This window comes from Nonomuraea jiangxiensis (assembly GCF_900099965.1).
GTDB classification, from domain to species: domain Bacteria; phylum Actinomycetota; class Actinomycetes; order Streptosporangiales; family Streptosporangiaceae; genus Nonomuraea; species Nonomuraea jiangxiensis.
In genome coordinates this window covers 273,628-295,814 of record NZ_FNDJ01000001.1, presented here as the reverse complement: position 1 = coordinate 295,814, position 22,187 = coordinate 273,628, and the positions used below count along the sequence as shown (strand labels likewise).

Here is a 22,187-nt window from a genome sequence, read left to right as displayed (position 1 = left end):
CGAGAAGGAGATCCGGTGAGCGGTGAGCTGGCCATCCCCGAGGTGGTCGACAGTCCGAACCGCCCCGCGCCACCGGCCAACGGGCTGGCGCGCTGGCTGCTTCGGCATCGCGTCCAGCCGGTCGGGCCCGAGACGGCCGAGGGCCACGCCGAGCCACAGGCGTGGTGGAAGGTCATGTGTCTGACCGGCGTCGACTACTTCTCCACGCTGGCGTACCTGCCCGCCATCGCCGCACTCGCCGCCGGGGCGCTGTCGCCGCTGGCCACGCTGCTGATCGTGGCGCTGACGCTGCTGGGCATGCTGCCGATGTACCGCAGGGTGGCCAAGGAGAGCCCGCACGGGCAGGGCTCGGTGGCGATGCTGGAGCGGCTACTGCCGTTCTGGCGGGGCAAGCTCTTCGTGCTGGTGCTGCTGGGGTTCGTGGCCACGTCGTGGATCATCACGATCACGCTGTCGGCGGCGGACGCGTCGGTGCACATCCTGGAGAATCCGTACTCTCCCGCGTTCCTGCACGGGCACGCGGTGGTGATCACGGTGGTGCTGCTGGTGGTGCTCGGCGGGGTGTTCCTGCTCGGCTTCACCGAGGCCGTCGGCGTGGCGATCCCGCTGGTGGCGATCTTCCTGTTGCTGAACGCCGTGGTGGTGGGGGTCGGGATCGCCGGGGTGCTCGGCACTCCCGAGGCGTTGTCGCGGTGGACCGAGGCGCTGACGAGCGGCCAGGGCGGCTTCCTCGGGGTCGTCGGACCGGCGGTGCTGGCCTTTCCGCTGCTGGTGCTGGGGCTGTCGGGGTTCGAGACGGGCGTCAGCATGATGCCGCTGGTGGCGGCCGAGGGCGAGGATCCCGAGCGGCGACTGACCGCGCGCATCGCCAACACCCGCAAGCTGCTGACCACGGCGGCGCTCATCATGAGCGTCTACCTGATCGCGACCAGCTTCGTGACCACCGTGCTCATCCCGGCCGAGGAGTTCCGGCCGGGCGGCGAGGCGAACGGCCGGGCGCTGGCATACTTGGCGCACGAGCGGCTCGGCGAGGTGTTCGGCACCGCGTACGACATCAGCACCATCCTCATCCTCTGGTTCGCCGGGGCCTCCGCGATGGCCGGGCTGATCAACATCGTGCCGCGTTACCTGCCGTCCTACGGCATGGCGCCCGACTGGGGCCGCGCCGTGCGGCCCGTGGTGCTGGTCTACACGGGCATCTGCATCGTGCTCACCATCGCCTTCGGCGCCGACGTCGACGCCCAGGCGGGCGCGTACGCCACCGGCATCCTGGCCATGATGGTCTCCGGCGCGGTCGCGGTGACGATCTCCGCCATCCGCCACCGGCAGGGACCGGCGATCGCCGGGTTCACCGTGCTCACCCTGGTCCTGCTCTACGCCCTGGTGGAGAACATCAGGGAGAAGCCGGACGGCATCGCCATCTCCGCGCTGTTCATCCTGGGCATCATCGCGATCTCCCTGGTCTCGCGGGTGTCGCGGACCACCGAGTTGCGGGCCGACCGGATCGAGTTCGACGAGGCGGCGCGGCGGTTCGTGACCGACTCGCTGGCCTACGACGGCGCGCTCGACATCATCGCCAACCGGCGCAACCCCGGCGACCGGGCCGAGTACGAGGCCAAGGAGGCCGAGCAGCGCGGCATCAACCCGGTGCCCGGGCGGGCGGACGTGCTGTTCCTGGAGATCGACGTCATCGACCCGTCCGACTTCAGCGACGTGCTGCGGGTGCGCGGGGTGGAGGTGGGCAAATACCGCGTGCTGCGCGCGGAGAGCCCGGCCGCGCCCAACGCCATCGCCGCCATCCTGCTCGCGCTGCGGGACGCCACCGGGGTCCGGCCGCACTGCTACTTCCAGTGGGCGGAGGGGTCGCCCCTGGCGCACCTGTTCCGCTACCTCATCCTGGGGCGCGGTGACACCGCCCCGGTCGTACGGGAGATCATCCGCTCCAGCGAGCCCGATCCCGCCCGGCGTCCCGGCATCCACGTGGGGTGAGGGCCGCCGGATCACCCGCCGGTTTCGCGGGCGACCGACTCGGCGGACTCTTCGGGCGCCAGCAACTCCACCGTGCCGCGCTCGCCGTCCACCCGGATCCGGTCGCCGTCGTGCAGCCGCATGGTGGCGTTGCCGGTGCCGACCACGGCGGGGATGCCGAGCTCGCGGGCCACGATCGAGGCGTGCGACAGCGGCGCGCCCATGTCCGTCACGACGGCGGCGGCACGCGGGAACATCGGGGTCCAGCCCACGTTGGTGAGCGTGGTCACCAGGATCTCGCCCGCCTTGAGCCGCTCCCCCTCCTCCGGCCCCGAGATCACCCGGGCGACGCCCTCCACCACGCCGGGAGCGCCGGGGAACCCGGTCACGGTCTCGCTCACCGGGGTCCCACCGCCGCGCGCGTCGTAGAGGTCGGCCCGCCGGTCGGGGTCGGCGGCCCAGCGCACCGGGTCGAAGTGGCCGACGATCAGCACCGGGTAGGGCGGCAGCGCCGCGTACCGCTCGTGGGTCGCCCGCCGCACCGGCACCCGCTCCAGCCCGGCCGGGTCGCCGCGCAGCAGCGCCAGCAGCTCCTCCAGGTCGAGGAAGAACACGTCGTCGCCGTGCCCGGTCAGCTCGCCGGCCCGCACCGCGAACGCCCGTAACACCCAGAAGGCCCGCATGTTCTCCGAACGGGCGGCCTCCCGGTCGCGTACGACCGCGTTCCAGCGCTGGACCCTGGCCCGCATCCCGGCCTCCTTGCCCGGGTAGCGCCGGGCGAAGCGGGCCCACGCCTCCTCCCTGGCCCCGGCCTGCCGGGCGAGCAGCTCCTCGGTGCCGGAGCTCAGGTCACGCAGGCCCGCGAGCTGGGCGTCGATCCAGCCGGGGTCCTCGCCGGGCCGGGGGATCGACACCTCGAACTCGTGCGGGCCGCGATGCCCGTACGTCCTGGCGAACTCGTCCCTGGTGATCTCCCCGCGGGCGAGCCGGGTCAGGCCCATGACCGGGCCCAGGCTGGCCAGCTCGCCGCCCGCGTTCACGCCGGTCAGCATCGCCTCCGCGTCGACCTCGCCCATCATCCTGCGCAGCCGGTCGCGGGTGAAGACGAGCGTCGCGCCGCCCTGGCGGCCCGCGGCCTCCAGCATGCGGCAGGAGGTGACCACGTGCGGCTCGATCTCGCGCGCCCACAGATCGGCCAGCTCGGGGCCGGAGCCGGTGGCGGCGATCCGGGCGCGCAGCTCCTCGCACCGCCGCTGGGAGGTGGCCAGGAACGCGCGCATGCCCCTGAGGTTCTCGCGTACGCGGCGCCGCATGCGCAGAGCCAGGGGCACCACCAGCTTGACGAGCCGCCAGCGCGACGTCGGAACCATCGGCACGTCCAGCCCCGGCGGGATCCTGCCGAAAACCTGCTCGACCGCGCTCAGCCGGGACTGCATGCCCACGGCCCTGGCCATGGAGTAGGCGACGCTCAGGTTCATGTAGAAGCGGCCGCCGATGTTGCCGACCACGTCGTAGCCGGGCAGGGTCGAGGAGGACATCGCCTCATGGATGAACAGCCGCACGAACGACCACGTCAACGGCGTCATCACGTCGGGGATGGCCTCGCCCAGGTTGCCGCCGGTCCAGAGGTATTCGCCCTTGAGGCTGTCGTTCCACTCCTCGACCCGTGGCTGGAGGCCGGTGATCGGGCGGGCCTGGAGGATCGCGAACGTGCCGGCGTGCCGGGCCCACTCGACGTCCATGGGGGTGCCGTACAGGGCCTGCACCCGCGCGCCCAGCCCGGCCAGCGTCACGGCCTCGGCGGCGTCGAGCACGGCCTGGCCGCGCAGCTCGGACGGCACCGGCCGCTCCTCGGTGCCCGCCGCGGTGCGTACGGTCATGACGGCCTTGTCGCCGAGCCGGGTGCTGGTGACCGCGCCGCCGGACACGACGACCGTGTCCGGGGTGACCTGGCCGCCGACGACCGCCTCGCCGAGTCCCCAGGAGGCGTTGACCACGATCTCGTCGCGGGCGCCGTTGACCGGGTTCGCGGTGAACATGACGCCGGCCGCGTCGGCGTCCACCAGCTCCTGCACCACCACGGCCAGCGCCACGTCGTCGTGCGGCACGCCGTTGCGGTCGCGGTAGGCGACGGCGCGCGGGTTCCACAGCGAGGCCCAGCAGCGTTTGACCGCCGCCGGCAGGTCCTCGCCCCGGACGTTGAGGTAGGTGTCCTGCTGACCGGCGAACGACAGGTCCGGCAGGTCCTCGGCGGTGGCCGAGGAGCGCACGGCCACGGGCACGCCGGGGCCGAGCGCCGCGTACGCCCGCCGGATCTCCTCGGCGAGGTCGCCGGGCATGTCGTGCGCCTCGAACAGCGCCGCGATCCGGTCCGGGTCGCCCTCGGCGGCGGCCCGCAGGATCTCCTCGCGGAACCCTGACACGAACGCCCGGTAGGCCCCGGTCGTGATGTGGAACCCGCCGGGCACCGGCAGCCCGGCCCTGGCCAGCCTGGCGAGGGAGGCGCCCTTGCCACCCGCGGTCGCCAGGTCGGCCGCGGCGTCGTCGAGAGGGATGACGGCCCTCATTTCGCACGCTCCTTAGAGCCCAGGGAGTCCGCCAGCTTGCGCCGGGCGAGCTCCTCCAGGGCGTCGACAAAACCGAGGGTGGCCCGTGCCACGGCGGCCGCCTGCTCGGCGGACGGCTCCCGGCCGGGGCTCATGACGCGTTCGACGGTGTCGGCCACCAGGTCCGCGATCCGGTCGGAGGACAGGCTCGCCGCGCCCGGCAGCATCAGGAACCCGTAGACGATCGAGTTGATCACCCTGGCGTGGTCCCCCGGCTCCTCGCGTACCGCGCCGAGCCGGATCAGCTCCGCCAGATATCCGTCCAGGACCTCGTCCGCCGCCAGACCGCCCCCGCCCCGCAGCTTCTGGCGGGTGAGCTTGCCGAGCACCTCGGAGTCGCCGGACAGGACCGCCCGGAGCAGCGGCCGCCGCGACATGGCGCGGGTGACCTCCCCGAACAGCGCGCTCGGCGTGGCGGGCTCCCGGCGGCGCACCTCGGCCACCATGTGGACCCGCTCACGCCGCAACAGCGCGGCGAACAGGTCGTCACGCGTCCGCCAGTGCAGGTAGATGGTGCCCTTGGACACCTCCGCCCGCCTGGCCACGTCGTCGATCGTGGTCTTGTCGTAGCCCCAGCGCAGGATCAGCTCGGCGGCGGCGTCGAGGATCCGGTGCGCCCGTTCGGCCTGCCGCGCGGGATCCACCGGTGGCCGCCCGACCTTGCCCATAGCCCCACCCCATTTGTTTGACCAGATGAGACTATTCGGTCATTTTATTAAGGGCAAGTTCGTCCGGGCATCGCCCCCGGCGGCCGTCCCGCGCGCCGCCTGTCAGCCGAGCCTGGCCAGCAGCGCCTCCGCCTCAGGGCCGAACGCCGGGTCGCCGGTGCCCACGGCCTGCGCCAGCAGCCGCCGCGCCGGCTCCAGGTCGCCGCGGCCGTAGCGGATCTCGCCCGCCCGGCAGGCCGCCTCGGCCACCAGGTAGTCCTGCTCGGTGAGCCCCAGCGTCAGCTCGTAGTACCGCAGCGCCCCGTCCCGGTCCCCGAGCCAGTAGCACAGCTCGCCGAGGTGCGCCGCGGCCATCCCCGACTCCGGGTCCCCGGAGTCGATCACCCGCTGGTACCAGGTGAGCGCCTCGGGGAAGTCCCGCCGGCGCTTGGCCAGCGCGCCCAGGTACATCGCCCCCAGCGCGGCGTTGTGCCCTGTGCCCTCCTCGACCGCCCGCAGGTACCAGTGGCGGGCCCGCTCCTCGTCCTCGTCGTGATAGGTCTGCCCGATCGCCACCATCGCCCGTACGGCCAGGTCGGCGTCGCCGGCGTCGAGCACCCGCAGGTACGCCTCCCGGCCCTCCTCCACCCGGCCGGCACCGACCAGCGTCTGAGCGAGCGTGGACAGCGCGATGGGCTCGCCCCCGGCGGCCGCCTCGCGCAACGTCTCGATCGAGGCCTCCGTGTCGCCGCGGCTGTCCTGGAGCATGCCGAGCAGGCTCCCGAACGCCCCCTGGACGGGGCTGTCGGCGTCGGCCGCCTGCCGCCGCGCGACGTCGTAGAAGGCGTCCTGGTCGCCCTCGCCGTTGAGCAGCTCCAGCAGCCGCGCCCCGGCCACGAAGCGCACCTCCGGATCGTCGTGCGCGCTCAGCCGCTCGAAGATCGCCCGTGCCTCGGCCGTCTCGCCCAGCGCGGCCAGCCGGCCGGCGATGTCCAGCTCGGCGAACGCCCCCGGACCCGCCGCCTCGAAGTACGCCCGCACGGCCGCCGGGTCGTCGCACTCCCCGCCCAGCCGGCGCGCCACCTCGGCGGCCCGCTCGCCCATCAGCCCGAGCACCTGCAGGGCCAGGGTGTGCTCGCCGCGGTCGAACGCCTGGTAGGCCAGGGTGGCCAGGTTCCCTGCGGCGCTTTCGGCCAGGTCGGTAACGTCGGTCGCGGCGGCCACGGCGAACGCCCGCGCGGCGCCCAGCTGGTCGCCGTCCTCGTGCAACCAGACGCCGAGATCCATGCCGCCTCTGGCCACCCCGACGGGGTCGCCCGACTCGACGGCCAGTCGCGCCTCGCGGACGGCGCCGCCGGTGTCGCCCAGCGCGCGCAGCGCACGGGCGAGGTCCACCCGGATGCTCGCCACGGTGCCGGGGAAGTTCGTGTCGACGGCCTTGCCGTACATGAGGGCCGCGCGCTCCATGTCGCCCGCCGCCTTGTACACGTCGCCCCACACCCAGTAGCCCATGGACACGGTCTCCGGATCACCGGTACCGACGGCCAGCTCGGCCTCCTTGACCAGGGCATCGTGCTCCCCGTCCTGGAGCAGGGTGACGAGCAGGCGGCGGACGGATTCGAGGTCGCCCCGGGCCGCGCCCGCCCGCAGCACGTCGCGCAGCTCGGCCTGGTCGCCCCGCTCTTCGAGCAGCTCGGCGAGCAGGAGCGTGGTGTCCGGCAGCGCGGCGCGGGCCGCCTCTATCGCCCCGTCGAGGTCGCCGCGGCGACGGCGGACGACGGAGATGTTGCGCCAGGCCGTCACGGAACTCGCGGGGTCCCCGGTAGTGGGCAGGGTGGCGGGCAGGAAGGCCAGCTCGGCCCGGCTGTGGTGGCCGCGGTTCGCGAGCACCACGCCCAGCTCGATCGCGGCCCGCGCGGCGAGCTCCCCGCTTCCCAGGCCGGCGACCAGCCGCGAGAGCCCTTCGGCCACGTTCGCGTTGTCCAGATCGGCGACCTGCTCCATGACAGTCTGCAGAGCGTCCTGCCTGGCCTCGTCCGGCAGCGACGTCACCAGGTCGCGGACGGCCGCCACGTTACCGTCGTGGATGGCCAGCAGCAGCTCCGCCGTCAGCTCGGACCCGGTCTGCGCGGTCAGCGCCGCGAGCGCGCCCGGCCGGTCGCCCTCGGCCAGCAGCACCCACGGCAGCTCCTCCGGCGTGGCCCGGCCGAGCAGCATGCGGGCCACGGCGGCGCTGTACTCGTCGCCTTCCTGGGCGGCGGCCCGCTCCAGGGCGAAGTGCGCGGTCTCCGTGTCGCCCACCGCCAGCATGCGGCGGCCCGCCTCCAGCATGGTCCGCGCCTCCGTGCCGGGGTCGACGGCCGCCGCGCGTTCGAAGGCCGCCTTGGCCCCTTCGAGGTCGCCGGTCATGGCCAGGAGGTTGCCGAGCAGGCGCTCGGACTCACCGGTCGGCTCGAGCCGGGCGGCCCGCAGCGCCGCGAGCGCGCCCTCCGGGTCGCCGTGCTCGCGCAGGAACCAGGCGTAGTGCAGGATCCCGTCGGCGCCGAACACCTCGGTCAGCCGCTCGCGGGCCTCGTCCTTACGGCCGCACGCCACCAGCGACTCGCCGAGCCCGAGGACCGAGTCGGCCCGTTCGTCCTCGTCGTCGGGCGCCTGCTCGAACGCCGCGGCGGCCGCGGCGTACTCCCCCAGGTCGAAGTGGACGCTCCCGGCGGCCCGCAGAGCGACGCCGTTGAGGTGCTCGTCGTCGCCCATGGCCTGCCGCCAGGCGTCGAGGGCCCCGCCCTTGTCCCCCGCGTCGTTGCGCAGCGCTCCGAGGTAGCAGCTCGCCTCCTGCCGCATGTCCGCGGCGCCGGCGGTGGCCACCAGCGACAACGCGCCGTCGGCGGCGGCCCGCTGCCCGGTGCGCTCCCAGGCGTGCGCGCACTCCATCGCCAGCGTGCTCGCCATCCGCCCCGCGTCCCCCTCGGGAAAGGCCCGTACGGCCGCCGCGAAGTCCCTCTCCAGCAAGAGCCTGCCGAACACGCACAGTTCGTCGTCCGACGCGGCGAAGGCGGCCCCGGCCCCCTCGAAGTCGTCGAGCCTGATCCTGGTGTAGCCGAGTGCCCACGCGCCGCGCCTCGCCTCGCCCTCGGCGATCAGCCGTTCGTGCACCCGGCAGGCCGCCAGGAGGTCGCCCTGCTCCTCCAGCACCGCCACCAGCTCCGCCGCCGCGGCATACCGCAACCCGCCGCAGCCGGTGTCCATCGCCTCCTGGTACGCGCTCCGCGCCTCGCCCTCGTCCTCCTCCACGACCCGCCCGCCCAGCGCGTAGGCCACCCACGGCGCCAGCACCGGATGGCCGTCCGTCCGCGCCCGGCGCAGCAGCGCCAGCGTCTCGTCCCCGTCGGTCACCATCTCCTTGCAGATCACCGCGGTGTACGACAGCGCCAGCGGATCCCCGGAGTCCGCCGCCGTCCTGAAGAGTTTGGCCGCCTCGGACAGCTCATATCCGAGGGAGGCCAGCACCTGGGCGAACACGGCGGTGCCGATGGCGGCCACGGCCGGGTCGGCGTGGTCCATGGCCGCGCGATAGCGCCGCAGTCCCTCCTCCCGCCCCAGCCGCTGGTGGGCCACCATGGCGGCCAGTACGGGATGCAGGTCCTCGCCCGACTCCCGTACCAGGTGCAGCACGAAGCTCGCGTGGAAGCCCTGGAGCACGTCGTCGCACTCGGCCACGTACGCCAGCAGCTCGTCGGCCTGCTCCCGGTCGCCCTCGCCCAGCTCCAGCTCGGCGAGCACCACCATGGCCCTGAGCGACTCCATGGCGGCCGCCGAGTCCGCGGCCCGGCGCAGCAACCGCCGGGCCTCGGCCAGCTCGCCCGCCTTCAGATGGGCCAGCGCCGCGTCGGTGTCCTGGAGCGCCTGCTCCGCGACCGGGTCGGCGAGCGGCTGCTGCCGGGCGGCGTGCTCCAGCAGCAGGGTGGCCTTGAAGGCGGCGTCGGGGTCCTGGTGCCCGGCGGCCAGCCGCACCAGCTCCATGATCGCGTCGTGGGCGTCCGGGCTCTGGTCGAGCAGCATGCCGAGCAGGGCGACGCAGACCGAGGCCCACTCGCTCTCGCCCGCCTCCAGCACGGCGCGCAGCGCCATCAGCGCCTCGGCCGTCTCGCCCGCCTCGGTGTGCATCTGGGCCAGGCACGCCTGGGCCTGCACGACGTACTCGTGCTGGCCGCTGGCGATGACCCGGCGGAAGATGGCCTTCGTCTCGGCCACGTCGCCGAGCTGCGCGGTCACCTTGGCCAGCTCGATGAGCGCGTCCAGCCGGATCTCGGGCCTGGGGTCCTCGGCGGCCACGCGGTAGGCGGCCGCGGACTCGGCGAACTCGCCCAGGTCCACCAGCACCGCGCCGAGCAGCTTGTGGGCCATGGCCAGGTGGTCGGGGTGGCCGACGGCGATGGCGTGCTCGCACATCTCGCGGGCCGCGGCGTACTGTTCGTCCTCGGCGTACAACCGGTAGAGGTGGAACGCCGAGCGCGACACCACGTCCGGGTCGCCGCACGTCAGCAGCGTCCGGTAGTCCTCCTCGGTCTCGGCCTGCTCGTAAAGGTCCCGGGCCGAGGCCGGATCCTGGTGGAACTCGGGCAGCTCCAGCCGCGCGGCCAGCTCGGCCACGGACGGGCTGTCACAGCGCCGGGCCCGCTCAAGGGCCGCCTGCGCGCCCGGCGCGTCACCCAGTTGCGTGCACACCAGCACCAGCGCCGTGTCGGCGAGCGCGGCCACCTCGAAGTCGGCCCCGCTGGAGGCGATCGACAACACCCGGTGCGCCGCCGGCCACTCCTTGGCGTTGACCAGCATCATGCCCATGGCGATGGCCGAGCGCTGCCCGAACACCGGGTCGCCGGACTGGATCACCGACCGGTGCGCCGCCTCGGCACCGTCAAGGTCGCCCTGCTCCTGCAGCAGCCCGGCCAGCAGATGAGACGCCTCCGGGTCCCCCGTGGCCGCGATCTCCCTGAACAGCGCGGCCGCCGCGTCGAGATTGCCCTCTTTCCAGTGGCCCATGGCCGTATCAAGCTGCTCCGACGCCATCAACTCACTCCAAAGTCATCCCAACAGTGGGAAAAAGCTACACATCTGTCGCGCATGTCATAGGGCATTCCGAGATCTCCGGTCCGTGCGCGGAGAAGTACGGGAGGGCCGTAGCGTGTACTCCATGGGCAAGGCGTTCTGGATCGACCAGGAGTTCGACAGGGACCGTGACGGGCGCTACGCCGTGCACGTGCGTAAAAACCTGGACGAGTTCGAGTGGGGCGACATCGCGCCCGTCAGGTTCGCCTGCGCGGCGTGGCGGCTGGCCACGCCGCCGTCGCTGACCCCCGGCTTCGTACGCTGGGACCGGCGCGTGCTGGAGGCCACCTGCCACCGCAACACCTGGGACGGCACGCTCTACGCCCGCGTCCGGCTGGTCTCGCCGCTGCCCGAGGAGCTCACGCGTTCGCGCGCCTGGTGGCGCGACCGGGGATGGCTGGGCTGGCAGGAGACCTTCGGTCAATACGTCGAGCCGACCCAGCAGGACCTGGCCAGGATCCCGTTCCTGCGGGCCACGCTGCTCGTCGAGGCGCCGGTGCCGCTCGACGACCTGCCGCCGGAGCCGGAGGGGCCGCACGACGAGGTCGAGCAGAGCGCCCACCGGGCGGTGACGGTGCTGGCCCGCGAGCTCAACGCGCTGGTCTCCCCCGTGCTCGACCAGCTCGGATAGCCTCTGGGGCCGCATGTCCGATCCGCCGGTGGGTAGCCGGGACGCATGAGAACGAGGATCATCGTGCTCGCGCTCGCGCTGGCCACCGCCGGTTGCGCCGCGGACACGTCCGCTCCGGCGCGGGCGGCGGCGGGCTTCCACGCGGCGGTGGCCGCGCACCGGGAGGAGGCCGCCTGCGCGATGCTCACCCGCAAGACCGCCGACAAGCTGCCCGACCCTGGCCAGGGGTGCGCCGACGCGCTGCGGGAGCTGCGGCTCGGCGCGGGCGGCGGGCTGGTCTCCGTCTCCTTGTGGGGCGACGACGCGCAGGTGCGGCTGGCCGGGGACACGCTGTTCCTGCACCGCTTCAGCGACGGCTGGCGGGTCAGGGCGGCCGGTTGCCGGCCGATGGGCGACCTGCCGTATGAGTGCGAGGTTGAGGACTGATGCGGGTGATGTTCGCGCTGACCGTGGCCATCATCGTGATCGGGCTGGCGTGGTTCTTCGTGGTGGGGTGGTCGCGGCTGTGAGATGGCTCAAGGAGAACGCGCTGGCGCTCGCGTTCCTGGTGATGTTCCTGCTGGCGGTGGGTGGGCAGGCGGTGGCGGGCCTGCTGCAGTTCAATGACACACAGCTCGCCGAGGGCGGCGAGCCGATCTCCTTCTTCCGGTACGTGGCCTCCTCGTCGTTCGCCGTGGACGTGGCCGAGAACTGGCAGTCCGAATATCTGCAGTTCTTCCTGTTCATCATGCTCACCGTCTGGCTCGTGCAGAAGGGCTCGCCCGAGTCCAAGAGGCCCGGCCGGGAGGGGGCCGAGTCCGATGAGGAGCAGCAGATCGGACGGCACGCGGAGGCCGGCTCGCCCGCCTGGGCCAGGGTCGGCGGCCTGCGGTTGTGGTTGTTCAGCAACTCGCTGGGACTGGTGATGGGCGGCGTCTTCGTGCTGTCGTGGCTGGCGCAGTCGGTGGCGGGGCAGGCCGCCTACAACTCAGAACGGCTGGGCGACCTGCGGGATCCGGTCTCGTGGTGGTCCTATGTCACCTCGGCGGAGTTCTGGAACCGCAGCCTGCAGAACTGGCAGTCGGAGCTGCTGGCCGTGCTGTCGATGGTGGCGCTGTCGATCTATCTGCGCCAGCGGGGCTCGCCCGAGTCGAAGCCGGTGGGAGCGCCGCACTCGGCCACGGGCGTGGAGGGCTGACCGGTGATCACGGCGACGATGCGGGTGCCGGGGGCGAAGGCGCCCCGGCGGGCGAGGTCGAGCAGGCCGTAGAGCATCTTGGCCACATAAATCCCCTCGACCCGAAATTTCGCGATAAACCGGTCCAAGGTCGGGGTTGATCGGGCGTACCCGCCGAAGTGGTAGTCCAGGTTGATCGACCAGTTCGACCAGACCCGGCCGTACGCCTCCCGCTGGAGCCTCTCCACCTCACCGGCGAGGAACCCCGCCCCCTTCAGCACCGCGAACCCGAGCGCCCGCCTGCCCTCGGGCAGCCCCGCCGAGATCCCGGCCAGCGTGCCGCCGGTGCCCACCGGGCAGGCGATGACGTCGTAGTCCACGGGGATCTCCGCCGGCAGCTCCGCGCACCCGCGTACGGCCGCCGCGTTGCTGCCGCCCTCGGGCAGGATCGCCACGTCCCGCCCCCAGCGCTCGCGCAGCCGCGCCCGCACCTCCTCGGTGTGCTTGAGCCGGTAGGAGGCGCGGTCGAGATAGGTGATCGTCATGCCGCAGGCCACCGCGTGGGCGAGCACGGGGTTCAGGGGCAGGTGCTCCTCGCCGCGGATGACGCCGATCGTGTCGATCCCGTGCCGCCGCCCGGCCTCGGCGACCGCCCTGACGTGGTTGGAGTAGGCGCCGCCGAAGGTCAGCAGCCGGGGGTGGCCCAGGTTGTACTTGAGCTTGCGCGGCTTGTTGTCGTCGGGCATCAGGAACACCCGGACCTGACCGAGCACTGGATCCAGGAGTTCCTCCATGGCGCTAGTCTACGGACGGGCCATTGTTGAGGAGTGTTCGGTTATGCGCGTTGTTGAAGCTTTCACTGCCGCTTATGGCGCGTCACCGGCGACCGTCTGGCACGCGCCCGGCCGGGTCAACCTGATCGGCGAGCACACCGACTACAACGACGGCTTCGTCCTGCCCTTCGCGGTGCCATGGGGAGTGACGGCCGCGGTCACGCCGCGCGCCGACCGTACCATCCGGCTGCTGTCGCTGCAGTCCTCCTCCGGCGAGCCCGTCACCCTGGAGAGCCACGAGGAGTCGCGGGGCTGGACCCGCTACGTCGTCGGCGTGCTGGAGATGCTGGGCGACCGGGTGGCGGGCGCGGACATCGCCATCGACGGCGACGTCCCGCAGGGCGCGGGGCTCAGCTCCAGCGCCGCCCTGGAGGTGTCCGTCGCCTCGGCGCTCAACGAGCTGCACGAGCTGGGCATGACGCCCATGGAGCTGGCGCTGCTGAGCCAGCGGGCGGAGAACGACTTCGTCGGCATGCCCTGCGGCATCATGGACCAGGCCGCCTCGGCGCTGTGCCGCGAGGGGCACGCGCTGTTCCTCGACTGCCGCTCGCTCGGGTCCCGCGACATCCCGCTCGACCTGGCCGCCCACGGCCTCAGCCTGCTCATCATCGACACGCAGGTGCACCACGAGCACGCCGGCGGCGAATACGCCAAGCGCCGCGCGGAGTGCGAGTCGGCCGCCCGCAAGCTCGGCGTCCCGGCGCTGCGCGACGTCACGGACCTGGCCGAGGCGCTGGGGCGGCTGCAGGGCGACGAGCGCAAGCGCACGATGCACATCGTCACGGAGAACCACCGGGTGGAGGCCCTGATCGGCCTGCTGCGCGCGGGCGCCGTCACGGAGATCGGCGCCCTGCTGAACGCCTCGCACCTGTCCCTGCGGGACCAGTACGAGGTCTCCTCCCCCGAGCTGGACCTGGCCGTGGAGGCGGCCCTGCGGGGCGGCGCCCGCGGCGCCCGGATGACCGGCGGCGGCTTCGGCGGCTCGGCCATCGCGCTGGTGCCGGAGAGCCGCCTGGACACCGTGCGGGAGTCGGTGTCGAGCGCCTACGCCGAGCGCGGCTTCCGTGCCCCCCGCTTCCTGCCCGCGTCCCTGGCCGCGGGCGCCCACCGCGTGGCCTGACGGTTCGGCGGCGCCGGCTCAGAGGGCGGGGAAGCGCGGCGGGCGGCGCTCCAGGAAGCTCGCGACGCCCTCGGTGAAGTCCGGGCGGCCGAAGGAGACGATCATCTCCTTGGTGGCCGTCCCGGCGGCCTCCCGCAGGGTCGTCTCCCAGTCCTGCCAGACCTGCCGCTTGATCACCGCCATCGAGGCCGGCGAGCTGTACTCGGCCAGCTCCCTGGCATATTCCCGGGCCTGCGCCAGCAGCGACTCCCCCGGCACCGCCCGGTTGGCCAGCCCCAGCTCGTACGCCTCCCGCCCGCTGAACACCCGCCCCGACAGCAGGACGTCCATGGCCCGCTGCTGGCCCATGACACGCGGCAGCACCCACGACAACCCGTACTCGGCGATCAGCCCCCGGCGCGCGAACGCCGTCGTCCACTTGGCGTCCTCGGCCGTGAAGACCAGGTCGCACATGAGCGCGTGCACCATGCCCAGCCCCGCGCAGGCCCCGTTCACCGCGGCGATGATCGGCTTGCCGATGGTGGTGGGGAACGTGTTCGGCCGCGGATCCGGCTCCGCGTCGTAGGAGCCCTCCTGGAGGGCGGCCAGGGTCTTGAAGTCGGCCCCCGAGCAGAAGCCCTTGCCCGCGCCGGTGACCACCACCGCGCGTACCTCGGGGTCCTTCGCGGCCTGGGCCAGCAGGTCGAAGTAGCGCCTCCCCATCGCGTCCGTCCAGGCGTTCAGCGTGTCGGGACGGTTGAAGGTCAGTGTGAGGACGCCCTGGTCGACCGTGGAGAGTACGAGTTCTTCCATGCTCCAACAGAACCATGTTCTAGTAGTCGATGGCAAGGATAGGCTGACGGCGTGATCAGGGACCTCGCCTGGGACGGCTGCCACAACGTGCGCGATCTCGGCGGATTACCGGCGGCGGGCGGGCGCCGGACGCGCTGGGGAGCGGTGGTGCGCTCCGACACGCCCGACCGGCTGACCCCGGCGGGCTGGGCGGCCGCGGCGGCCCACGGCGTGCGCACCATCCTGGACCTGCGCCGCCCCGGCGAGCACCGCGCCGAGCCGGGCCTGCGTCCCCCCGGGATGACGGTCGTACAGGTCTCGCTGGACCGCCCCGGCGACCCCGACCTCCACCTGTACGGCGGGACGCCCCTCTACCTGGGCCCCTTCCTGGAACGCCGCCCCGACCGGTGCGCCGCCGCCCTGCGGGTGATCGCCGAGGCGCCGCCCGGCGGGGTGCTCGTGCACTGCGTGGCCGGCCGCGACCGCACCGGGCTGGTCTCCCTGCTGCTGCTCGCCCTGGCCGGGGTCGCCGGGCCGGACATCCTGGCCGACTACGAGCTGTCGGCGGCCCGCCTGCGCCCCCTCTACGCCAAGCTGGGCCAGCCCGACGACGACCTGCGCGTGCGGGGCCACCTCGCCCGGGCGGGCACCACCACCCCCGAGGTGATCATGGCGCTGCTGGACGGCCTGGACGTCGAGGAGTACCTGCGGGCGGGCGGCCTGACCGGCGCCGAACAGGCCGCGCTGCGCGAGCGGCTAACGGTGGTGGACGAAGGCGGGGGTGAGGACGCGGGTGTCGTAGTAGCGGTGGAAGACCGGGGTGGCGCTGCCTGACAGCGGCGGCACGATCCACGACCAGTCCGCGGGGCAGACCCGCCCGGCCTTCTCCTCGCGTGACAGGTGGGTCAGGAACCGCCGCGCCTCGGTGTGGTGGTCGGTGACCGTGACCCCCGCCCGCTCGAACGAGTGCAGCACGGCCACGTTCAGCTCCACCAGCGCGTGGTCGCGCCACAGGGTTCGCTCGGTGGAGGTGTCCAGCCCGAGGTGCTCGGCCACCACCTGGAGCTGGTCGTACCGGTCGGTGTCCGCGAGGTTGCGGGCGCCGATCTCGGTGCCCATGTACCAGCCGTTGAAGGGCGCGCACGGGTAGCAGATGCCGCCGATCTCCAGGCACATATCCGAAATAGCCGGTACGGCGTGCCAGCGCAGTCGAAGCTTCGCGAACCAGGCGTACTCCGGATGGATCAGCGGCACCTGCAGCACGGCGTCCCCCGGCAGGTTGCACAGCAGCGTGTCCCCCAGGCCGGGCTGGATGATCACCGGCAGCACGTCGAACCTGCCCTGCCCGCCCCGCCACCCGAGGGCCCTGGCCGACTCCGTGAGGGCCACGTTCTTCGGGTCGCCGATGACGCCCTCGCGGGTCCGGTACCCGGCGTAGCGGATAAGCTGGTCGTTGACGATCCGGGGGCCGGGCCGGGCGGGGGTGTCGGGAGGCAGCACGGTGACCGTGGGCCTGATCTTGCCGTCCCCGGTGGCCTCGCGCAGGTGGGCGACGCATTCCAGGGCCACCCCCTCGGCCGTGTCCACCGTCCTGCGGTCGCGCACCCGCAGCGAACGCCAGTAGAGCCGGCCGATGCACCGGTTGCTGTTGCGCCAGGCCACCCGGGCGCCGAACTCCAGTTCCTCGAACGTGTGCGTGTAGGTGCCGGAGCGGGCCACGTCTCTCGTGACGTCGCGCAGGCGGGCGTGCAGCCCTCCGGCGGAGGGGTTCTCGGCGTGGTAGAGCCTGAGGAAACGCTCCGCCTCGCGAAGATCGGTCGTCCGCTCGATCACCGCCGATGCGGCGAGAGCGTCGAAGGGGCGCAGGGACATGATCCAGGAAGACACGGCAACCAGCACTTCTCCGTCGTCGGATCGCCCCGCCGATTCCGGGTCGGCGGCACGTCCTGGTGGCGGCGCCCTCTCCACGCCTCCCACGGCATTCCGCGGCACCGGCCCCTGACCGGCCCCCATATCTTTCCTCGCCGAACCCCGTTTTGTCCCGCCAAACCAAAACGAAACGCCCCCGGTTCCCTCCTCCGGGGGCGTTTCTCCGCCTACTCGTACACCGCCTCCAGCTTGTCCAGCTTCTTGCCCGGCTCCTTGTCCCCGGAGCCCGCGGGCCCGTCCCACACGCAGGTGAGGTGGATGACGCGATCAAGCTTGCCGGTCTTGATGTGCTTGCCGGGCTTGATGTGCTTGCCGTCCTTGACCTTGACCGGCAGCTTCTCGGCCGGGAGCCTGATCGACACCCGGTCATCCCGCACGCCGGTCTTGCCCTTCTTGACGAACGCCTTCTTGACGAAGTCCTCCTTGACGAGCTCGGCGGACTTCGCCTTGGAGAACTTGACGACCTCGCCGTCACTCAGCCGGCACGTCAGCTGGACGCCGAGCACGGCCGTCTCACCGCCGTGCACCCTGACGGGCCCGTCGTCGGCCAGCGCGGGCCCGGCCAGCCCCGCCACGCCGAGCGCGGCGACGGCGGCGACCAGGGCGACGCGTCGCTTGAACATGAGATCTCCCTCTCCGAGGTGAATGCGACAGCCCCGAGGGTGGCCCCCCGTACCTGAAGCGCCCCTGAAGACACCCGAAGCGATCTTCAGGTACGCCGCCGCACCAGCCCCAGGTCCAGCGCCGCCAGCACGGCCGAGGTCCGGTCGGAGACGCCCAGCTTGCCGAACACCCGCAGCAGGTGGGTCTTGACCGTGGCCTCCCCGATGTACAGCCGCCGGCCGATCTCCGCGTTGGTCAGCCCCTCGGCGACCAGCTCCAGCACCTCCCGCTCCCGTCCCGAGAGCGCGGGCCCCACCGGCCGCCCAGCCTGCCGCCCGGCCGACGGGGCGGCCGGCCGCGCCGCCACCGACGGCGCCAGCACCGTGCGCCCGCGGGCGGCGTCCCGCACGGCCGCGGCGAGCTCGGGCCGCGACACGTCCTTCAGCAGGTATCCGGCCGCCCCGGCGGCGAGCGCCCGCTGGATCTCCGCCTCGTCCTGGTACGTCGTCAGCACGATGACCCGCGGCCCCGCCTCCAGGCGGCCGATGGCGCCGATCCCGTCCCCGCCCGGCATGCGCAGGTCCATGAGGATCACGTCGGGCCGCAACCGGCGCGCCACCACCACGGCCTCGTCCGCCGACCCGGCCTCGCCCACCACCTCGATGTCCGGCTCGGCCAGCAGCATGCCGCGCAGTCCCTCGCGCACGACGGGATGGTCGTCGACGATCAGCACCCGGAGCATGGCAGCTCCACCAAGATCGTGGTGCCCGCGCCGGGCGAGCCGGTGACGGTGACGGTGCCGCCGAGCCGCGTCACCCGGCTCCGCATGGCGCGCAGGCCGTACCCGTCCGAGACGGTCGCGGGGTCGAAGCCGCGGCCGTCGTCGCCGATCGACATCCGCACGCGACCCCCGTCCAGGTGCCGCAGCTCCAGCCGTACGGTGCCGGCCCGGGCGTGCTTGCGCACGTTGGCCAGCCCTTCCTGGGCGGTGCGTACGAGTGCCTCCGCCACGGCCGGCGGCACCCCCGCCGAGCCGCTGACGGAGACCTCCACCGGCAGCTCGAACCCCCTGGCCAGCCGCCCCAGCGCCTCCTCCAGCGAGGCCCCGTCCAGGGCGGGCGGCGCGAGGGCGGCGATGAGCGCGCGGGTCTCGGCGAGGTTCTCCCTGGCGATCTCCATCGCCCGCCTCACGTGCCGGTCCGGCTCGTCCGCGGCCTGCAGCACCATGAGGATGCCGGTGAAGCCCTGGGCCAGGGTGTCGTGGATGTCGCCGGCCAGGCGTTCCCGCTCGGCCAGCATCCCGGCCTCCTTGCTCACCTCGGCCAGCTCCTCCCTGGTGCGGTCGAGCTCCGCGATCAGCCGCGCCCGCTCGGAGTTCTGCCGCCCGAGCCGGTCGATGAACACCCCGAGCAGCGCGGCGGCCGACAGCACGAGCACGATCGCGAGCGCGACGACCACCGGATGCGACCCGAGGTCGATCATGATCTGGATGGCCGGTCCGGTGAACATCGCCACCATCACCACCGCGGCCGGCGCCGCCCGCAGCGACATGAACGCCATCGGGATCAGCGCCGACAACGCCACGGCCGCCTGCGGCGCCACCACGTCGGCGGCGGTGAACAGGACGATCATCGAGGCCGCGTGCCACCGGCTCTTCCCGACCCACCCGGGCGGCCTGCGCACTGCGGTACGGCCCCACAGCGCGTACGAGGCGGCGATCAGCAGCAGTGGCACGATCGCGACCGGCGACCCGCCGTCCACCACGATGATCGCGATGGTCGCCACGAGCACGACGCCGAAGTAGGCGTCCCAGTAGGGATAGGAACGTAGCCAGGCGTTCTCGGCCCGGGCGTCGACGACGCTCCCTTCACCCATGGACCACGATTTTACGGAGATATGTCCACTGATCGGTGGATATGCCGAGGCACCCGGCCGTGTGATCGTCAAGCCCATGAACCAGAAGACGTATTTGCGCCTGATGCTCGCTCTGACCATGGTGTACGGAGTGCTCATCGCCGTGCTCGCGCTGCTCGGGTCCGGCGGCGTCGGCGCCACTGCCGTCGCCGGCGGGATCATCGTCGGCCTCGGCTGGGCTCTCACCGGCGTCCTCACGAAAAGGTCCGGCCGCACCTCCTGACCCGGACACGCGAAGGCCCCTCCCCGAACCCGGGAAGGGGCCTTTCGCAGGTCATGGCCGCCGTCTCCGGCTTCCCGCCGATGTCTGGAACGACGCAGGCCCCTCATCCTTGAATCAGGAGAAGGGGCCTGGACTGCGCTGTCTGGCAAAGCTCCCGCGATAGGACTCGAACCTATAACCTGCCGGTTAACAGCCGGCTGCTCTGCCGTTGAGCTACGCGGGATCGGACCGTGTGCGCATTTCGCCGGGGCCGTTTGGGCCCCTCCGTCGTGCGCAGGAATAGATTAGCGCACTCCGGGAGTGCGTGTCGCATCGCAAGCGGGGTAGGCCCGCAGACAGCGGAGGTGCAAAATGCGTTATCGAATGACATTCGCTGTTGGTCTGGCGGTCGGCTACGTGCTGGGCAGCCGGGCCGGACGCGAACGGTACGAGCAGATCAAGCGAACGGCTCAGCGTGTCGCCGACAACCCTCGGGTCCAGGAGGTCGCGGGCGTGGTCGGCGCGCAGGCGTCGAAGGTCGCCGGGATGGCCAGGACCAAGGTCGGTGACACGCTGCAGCAGCGGATCCCCTTCCTCCAGCACGGCGAGCACGACACCGGTACGGGCTGGCCAGAGGAGGACGAGATGGACAGAAAGGCCCGCGAGACCGGCATTCCCTACTGAGGAGCGGCCCGCCCGGCCTCACACGCCCATGCTGCGCCGGACCCCCTCCAGGGCCTGCTCCGCCTGCGCCCGGAGGCCGGGGTCCGTCGGGTCGAGGCCCTCGTCGAAGACAAAGGTCCAGCCGAGCAGCTCGCCGGCCGGCCGGCGCCTGGCCACCAGCCGTACCCCGCCCCGCCCCGGCAGGCTGACGTGCTTGTTGACCACGATCGTGGCGTTGACGCGCTCGCGTACGGTCTCGGGCAGCATCCGCGGCTCGGCGATCCGCTCGAAGTGCCGGGTGCCGTCCATGGTCCTGACGCGCAGCCCCTCCTCGTCCCAGGACGCCCTGTCGACCTCCTCGTACGGCACCCGCGTCCCGTCCGACAGGTGCAGCGCCAGGTTCGTGGCCACCACGTGACCCACGTCGCTCTGGGCGAACGTCAGCACCCGCTCCCCCGGCTCGGTCTTCAGGGACTTGCGCACATCGGCGGGCAGGCGGCGGAAGATGCTCATTCCACCACGGTATCGGCGAGCATATCCAGGGTGAGCGCCGCGCTCCACGAGAAGTCCCTGCACCCGCGGCCGCTGCCGTCGAAGGGGTCGAAGCACTCGCGGAAACCGGCCTGCCGCACCAGCCGCAGGGTGCCGTTGGTGAGCTGCTGGCCGAGCTGGTCGAGCGAGTGCACGGCCGCGGCCCTGCGCAGCAGCCAGTTGGTGTTCACCCACGAGGGCCCGCGCCAGTAACGGGTGCGGTCGAACTGGGCGGCCCGGATCTCGCAGCTCGGCACGGGATAGCCGGCGGCCCCCATGAACCTGGCCGACTCCAGCATCTCCACCGCGGTGTGCAGGTGGTCCGTGGGCAGCCCGGGATCCAGCAGCGGCCCGAACGCGCCGACCGTACACACCTTGATCAGCCGGTCGGTCCGCAGGTCCCTGGGGTAGAAGCAGCCGTCCCAGAGCCGGTCGAGCATGGCCTGCCGGATGCGCTCCGCCTGCTCGGCATGGGGTACGGGATCCGCCCGGGCCAGCGGCGCCAGCTCCGCCAGGGCCTGGCAGGAGGCCAGCCAGATCCCGTTGAACATCGGGTCCTCGATCGCGAACGGATGCTCGTCGCGCAGGTAGCCGGGCCTGTATCCGGCGTCCCGGTAGCGCATGGCCAGCCAGACGTACCGGTCGTGGTCGCTGGCCGGATGGCGCTCCTCCAGCTCGATGTTGTGGTGGCCCCAGCTGATCATCGGCAGCGCGTCGAGCGGCTCGTCCCAGGCCGGGGAGTCGTCCATGCCCGACTCCCACGGATGCACGATCGCGGCCAGCCCGGCGCCGCCGAGATCGCGGGCCGTGGCGAGGTAGTCGTGCTGGGCCACGAGCGCGGGGTAGGCCCTCCGGACGAAGGCGACGTCCCCGGTGTGCTTGTAGAGCCACCAGAGCGCCAGAGCCTGCAGCGGCGGCGAGGTGAGCCCCGAGGTGCCCACGTCCGGCGCGTCCGCGTGCTCCTGTGAGCGCCATACGGACGGGCCGGGAAAGTACGCCTCGCGGGTGTGGAAGACGATGTGCGGGAGCATCCCGGTCGCCCACTGCCCGCGCAGCAGGCTGAGCAGCTCGTCCCTGGCCCGGTCCGGCCAGTGCCGGGCCAACCCGATCACCACGAACGCCGAGTCCCAGCTCCACTGGTGCGGGTAAAGACCGGGCGCGGGCACGGTCCCGGCGCCCGTCCAGTTCGCCTCGAGCACGCCCAGCGCCTCGCGCCCGAGCGCGGCATCGTCAACCGCCGGCCGCGCCTCCATCACCCAACTATGCCTGCGGATGCCGCAGGAAGCTATGTCCTCTTGGCCCACTTCGTCAGGAGCATGGCGCCGAACGCCACGGCGCCGATGACGAGGGCCCACTTGAGCAGCGTGAAGACGAACCCGACGAGCGGGCCGAGCAGAACGAGTGCGGCGATGACCGCCGCGATCACCAGAAGAATGCGTCCCATGTCTTGAACGGTAAGAGATCCTTTAAGCGAATTGCAGGCGGAACAGGGTTGAATCAGGGACAA

At 72.5% G+C, this 22,187-nt stretch carries 20 protein-coding genes and 1 tRNA gene; 8 read left to right on the top strand and 13 right to left on the bottom strand.

Going from position 1 to position 22,187, the window contains the following annotated elements; translation table 11 throughout:
* Positions 1-15: 15 nt before the first annotated feature.
* Positions 16-1,989, top strand: coding sequence for an APC family permease (locus BLS95_RS01260; protein ID WP_090928183.1), 1,974 nt, complete (start codon positions 16-18; stop codon positions 1,987-1,989).
* A gap of 11 nt (positions 1,990-2,000) precedes the next feature.
* Here BLS95_RS01260 and BLS95_RS01255 read toward each other — a convergent pair whose 3' ends face one another.
* The 3 genes from BLS95_RS01255 to BLS95_RS01245 form a co-directional block, all read right to left on the bottom strand.
* Positions 2,001-4,535 (bottom strand): PEP/pyruvate-binding domain-containing protein, encoded by a 2,535-nt coding sequence (locus BLS95_RS01255; protein ID WP_090928181.1) that lies wholly within the window; start codon positions 4,533-4,535, stop codon positions 2,001-2,003.
* Positions 4,532-5,242, bottom strand: coding sequence for a TetR/AcrR family transcriptional regulator (locus tag BLS95_RS01250; protein WP_090928179.1), 711 nt, complete (start codon positions 5,240-5,242; stop codon positions 4,532-4,534). Before BLS95_RS01250 ends, BLS95_RS01255 begins: the two co-directional genes overlap by 4 nt.
* Positions 5,243-5,344: 102 nt before the next feature.
* A complete protein-coding gene (locus BLS95_RS01245) occupies positions 5,345-10,261 on the bottom strand; it encodes a tetratricopeptide repeat protein (protein WP_090928177.1) in 4,917 nt (1,638 codons plus the stop codon).
* Positions 10,262-10,412: 151 nt separating this feature from the next.
* Between BLS95_RS01245 and BLS95_RS01240 the strand changes: the two genes are divergently transcribed.
* From BLS95_RS01240 to BLS95_RS01230, 3 genes are all read left to right on the top strand, one after another.
* Positions 10,413-10,958 carry a hypothetical protein gene (locus BLS95_RS01240; protein WP_245764753.1) on the top strand — a complete coding sequence of 182 codons (546 nt, stop codon included), beginning with the start codon at positions 10,413-10,415 and terminating at the stop codon, positions 10,956-10,958.
* A 45-nt stretch (positions 10,959-11,003) separates the two neighbouring features.
* The gene (locus BLS95_RS01235; protein WP_143043542.1) at positions 11,004-11,384 is read left to right on the top strand and encodes a hypothetical protein; all 381 of its coding nucleotides are present in this window, start codon (positions 11,004-11,006) and stop codon (positions 11,382-11,384) included.
* Between the two features lie 79 nt (positions 11,385-11,463).
* On the top strand, positions 11,464-12,135 hold the full coding sequence (locus tag BLS95_RS01230; protein ID WP_218135530.1) for a DUF6766 family protein: 672 nt from the start codon (positions 11,464-11,466) through the stop codon (positions 12,133-12,135).
* On the opposite strand, the gene BLS95_RS01225 is transcribed toward BLS95_RS01230, so the two are convergent.
* A complete protein-coding gene (locus tag BLS95_RS01225) occupies positions 12,060-12,908 on the bottom strand; it encodes a 1-aminocyclopropane-1-carboxylate deaminase/D-cysteine desulfhydrase (protein ID WP_090928170.1) in 849 nt (282 codons plus the stop codon). The genes BLS95_RS01230 and BLS95_RS01225 overlap by 76 nt on opposite strands.
* A 43-nt stretch (positions 12,909-12,951) precedes the next feature.
* On the opposite strand from BLS95_RS01225, the gene galK reads away from it, so the two are divergent.
* Positions 12,952-14,067, top strand: coding sequence for a galactokinase (gene galK, locus BLS95_RS01220; protein ID WP_090928168.1), 1,116 nt, complete (start codon positions 12,952-12,954; stop codon positions 14,065-14,067).
* 18 nt (positions 14,068-14,085) lie between these two features.
* On the opposite strand, the gene BLS95_RS01215 is transcribed toward galK, so the two are convergent.
* Entirely contained in the window at positions 14,086-14,859 is a 774-nt protein-coding gene (locus tag BLS95_RS01215; protein WP_090928166.1) for an enoyl-CoA hydratase-related protein, read from the bottom strand.
* Between the two features lie 51 nt (positions 14,860-14,910).
* On the opposite strand from BLS95_RS01215, the gene BLS95_RS01210 reads away from it, so the two are divergent.
* Positions 14,911-15,672 carry a tyrosine-protein phosphatase gene (locus BLS95_RS01210; RefSeq protein ID WP_090928164.1) on the top strand — a complete coding sequence of 254 codons (762 nt, stop codon included), beginning with the start codon at positions 14,911-14,913 and terminating at the stop codon, positions 15,670-15,672.
* On the opposite strand, the gene BLS95_RS01205 is transcribed toward BLS95_RS01210, so the two are convergent.
* The 4 genes from BLS95_RS01205 to BLS95_RS01190 all read right to left on the bottom strand — a co-directional run bounded on the left by BLS95_RS01205 (position 15,595) and on the right by BLS95_RS01190 (position 19,245).
* Positions 15,595-16,725 (bottom strand): nitric oxide synthase oxygenase, encoded by a 1,131-nt coding sequence (locus BLS95_RS01205; RefSeq protein ID WP_245764752.1) that lies wholly within the window; start codon positions 16,723-16,725, stop codon positions 15,595-15,597. The genes BLS95_RS01210 and BLS95_RS01205 overlap by 78 nt on opposite strands.
* A 209-nt stretch (positions 16,726-16,934) precedes the next feature.
* Positions 16,935-17,390, bottom strand: a complete 456-nt coding sequence (locus tag BLS95_RS01200) for a hypothetical protein (protein WP_090928162.1) — start codon at positions 17,388-17,390, stop codon at positions 16,935-16,937.
* Between the two features lie 86 nt (positions 17,391-17,476).
* The gene (locus BLS95_RS01195; protein ID WP_090928160.1) at positions 17,477-18,112 is read right to left on the bottom strand and encodes a response regulator transcription factor; all 636 of its coding nucleotides are present in this window, start codon (positions 18,110-18,112) and stop codon (positions 17,477-17,479) included.
* On the bottom strand, positions 18,097-19,245 hold the full coding sequence (locus BLS95_RS01190; RefSeq protein ID WP_143043541.1) for a sensor histidine kinase: 1,149 nt from the start codon (positions 19,243-19,245) through the stop codon (positions 18,097-18,099). Before BLS95_RS01190 ends, BLS95_RS01195 begins: the two co-directional genes overlap by 16 nt.
* Positions 19,246-19,321: 76 nt before the next feature.
* On the opposite strand from BLS95_RS01190, the gene BLS95_RS53860 reads away from it, so the two are divergent.
* The gene (locus tag BLS95_RS53860) at positions 19,322-19,507 is read left to right on the top strand and encodes a hypothetical protein (RefSeq protein WP_143043540.1); all 186 of its coding nucleotides are present in this window, start codon (positions 19,322-19,324) and stop codon (positions 19,505-19,507) included.
* 151 nt (positions 19,508-19,658) lie between these two features.
* Here BLS95_RS53860 and BLS95_RS01185 read toward each other — a convergent pair.
* Positions 19,659-19,730, bottom strand: a tRNA-Asn gene (locus tag BLS95_RS01185).
* A 128-nt stretch (positions 19,731-19,858) separates the two neighbouring features.
* Between BLS95_RS01185 and BLS95_RS01180 the strand changes: the two genes are divergently transcribed.
* Positions 19,859-20,170 (top strand): YtxH domain-containing protein, encoded by a 312-nt coding sequence (locus tag BLS95_RS01180; RefSeq protein WP_090928156.1) that lies wholly within the window; start codon positions 19,859-19,861, stop codon positions 20,168-20,170.
* A gap of 18 nt (positions 20,171-20,188) precedes the next feature.
* Here BLS95_RS01180 and BLS95_RS01175 read toward each other — a convergent pair whose 3' ends face one another.
* The 3 genes from BLS95_RS01175 to BLS95_RS55330 are packed head-to-tail and all read right to left on the bottom strand — an operon-like array spanning position 20,189 to position 22,124.
* Positions 20,189-20,662 (bottom strand): hypothetical protein, encoded by a 474-nt coding sequence (locus BLS95_RS01175; RefSeq protein WP_090928154.1) that lies wholly within the window; start codon positions 20,660-20,662, stop codon positions 20,189-20,191.
* Entirely contained in the window at positions 20,659-21,933 is a 1,275-nt protein-coding gene (locus BLS95_RS01170) for an amylo-alpha-1,6-glucosidase (RefSeq protein WP_176992969.1), read from the bottom strand. The genes BLS95_RS01175 and BLS95_RS01170 overlap by 4 nt, the downstream gene beginning before the upstream one ends.
* A 32-nt stretch (positions 21,934-21,965) precedes the next feature.
* Positions 21,966-22,124, bottom strand: a complete 159-nt coding sequence (locus BLS95_RS55330) for a hypothetical protein (protein WP_176992968.1) — start codon at positions 22,122-22,124, stop codon at positions 21,966-21,968.
* Positions 22,125-22,187 lie beyond the last annotated feature (63 nt).

Bases quoted from the DNA above. Each gene is read 5' to 3' on its own strand.
- BLS95_RS01245 (WP_090928177.1), bottom strand. From the start codon at position 10,261: ATGGGCCACTGGAAAGAGGGCAATCTCGACGCGGCGGCCGCGCTGTTC.
- BLS95_RS53860 (WP_143043540.1), top strand. From the start codon at position 19,322: ATGAACCAGAAGACGTATTTGCGCCTGATGCTCGCTCTGACCATGGTG.
- BLS95_RS01215 (WP_090928166.1), bottom strand. From the start codon at position 14,859: ATGGAAGAACTCGTACTCTCCACGGTCGACCAGGGCGTCCTCACACTG.
- BLS95_RS01175 (WP_090928154.1), bottom strand. From the start codon at position 20,662: ATGAGCATCTTCCGCCGCCTGCCCGCCGATGTGCGCAAGTCCCTGAAG.
- BLS95_RS01225 (WP_090928170.1), bottom strand. From the start codon at position 12,908: ATGGAGGAACTCCTGGATCCAGTGCTCGGTCAGGTCCGGGTGTTCCTG.
- BLS95_RS55330 (WP_176992968.1), bottom strand. From the start codon at position 22,124: ATGGGACGCATTCTTCTGGTGATCGCGGCGGTCATCGCCGCACTCGTT.
- BLS95_RS01235 (WP_143043542.1), top strand. From the start codon at position 11,004: ATGAGAACGAGGATCATCGTGCTCGCGCTCGCGCTGGCCACCGCCGGT.
- BLS95_RS01250 (WP_090928179.1), bottom strand. From the start codon at position 5,242: ATGGGCAAGGTCGGGCGGCCACCGGTGGATCCCGCGCGGCAGGCCGAA.
- galK (WP_090928168.1), top strand. From the start codon at position 12,952: ATGCGCGTTGTTGAAGCTTTCACTGCCGCTTATGGCGCGTCACCGGCG.
- BLS95_RS01180 (WP_090928156.1), top strand. From the start codon at position 19,859: ATGCGTTATCGAATGACATTCGCTGTTGGTCTGGCGGTCGGCTACGTG.
- BLS95_RS01170 (WP_176992969.1), bottom strand. From the start codon at position 21,933: ATGGAGGCGCGGCCGGCGGTTGACGATGCCGCGCTCGGGCGCGAGGCG.
- BLS95_RS01240 (WP_245764753.1), top strand. From the start codon at position 10,413: ATGGGCAAGGCGTTCTGGATCGACCAGGAGTTCGACAGGGACCGTGAC.
- BLS95_RS01190 (WP_143043541.1), bottom strand. From the start codon at position 19,245: ATGGGTGAAGGGAGCGTCGTCGACGCCCGGGCCGAGAACGCCTGGCTA.
- BLS95_RS01200 (WP_090928162.1), bottom strand. From the start codon at position 17,390: ATGTTCAAGCGACGCGTCGCCCTGGTCGCCGCCGTCGCCGCGCTCGGC.
- BLS95_RS01255 (WP_090928181.1), bottom strand. From the start codon at position 4,535: ATGAGGGCCGTCATCCCTCTCGACGACGCCGCGGCCGACCTGGCGACC.
- BLS95_RS01195 (WP_090928160.1), bottom strand. From the start codon at position 18,112: ATGCTCCGGGTGCTGATCGTCGACGACCATCCCGTCGTGCGCGAGGGA.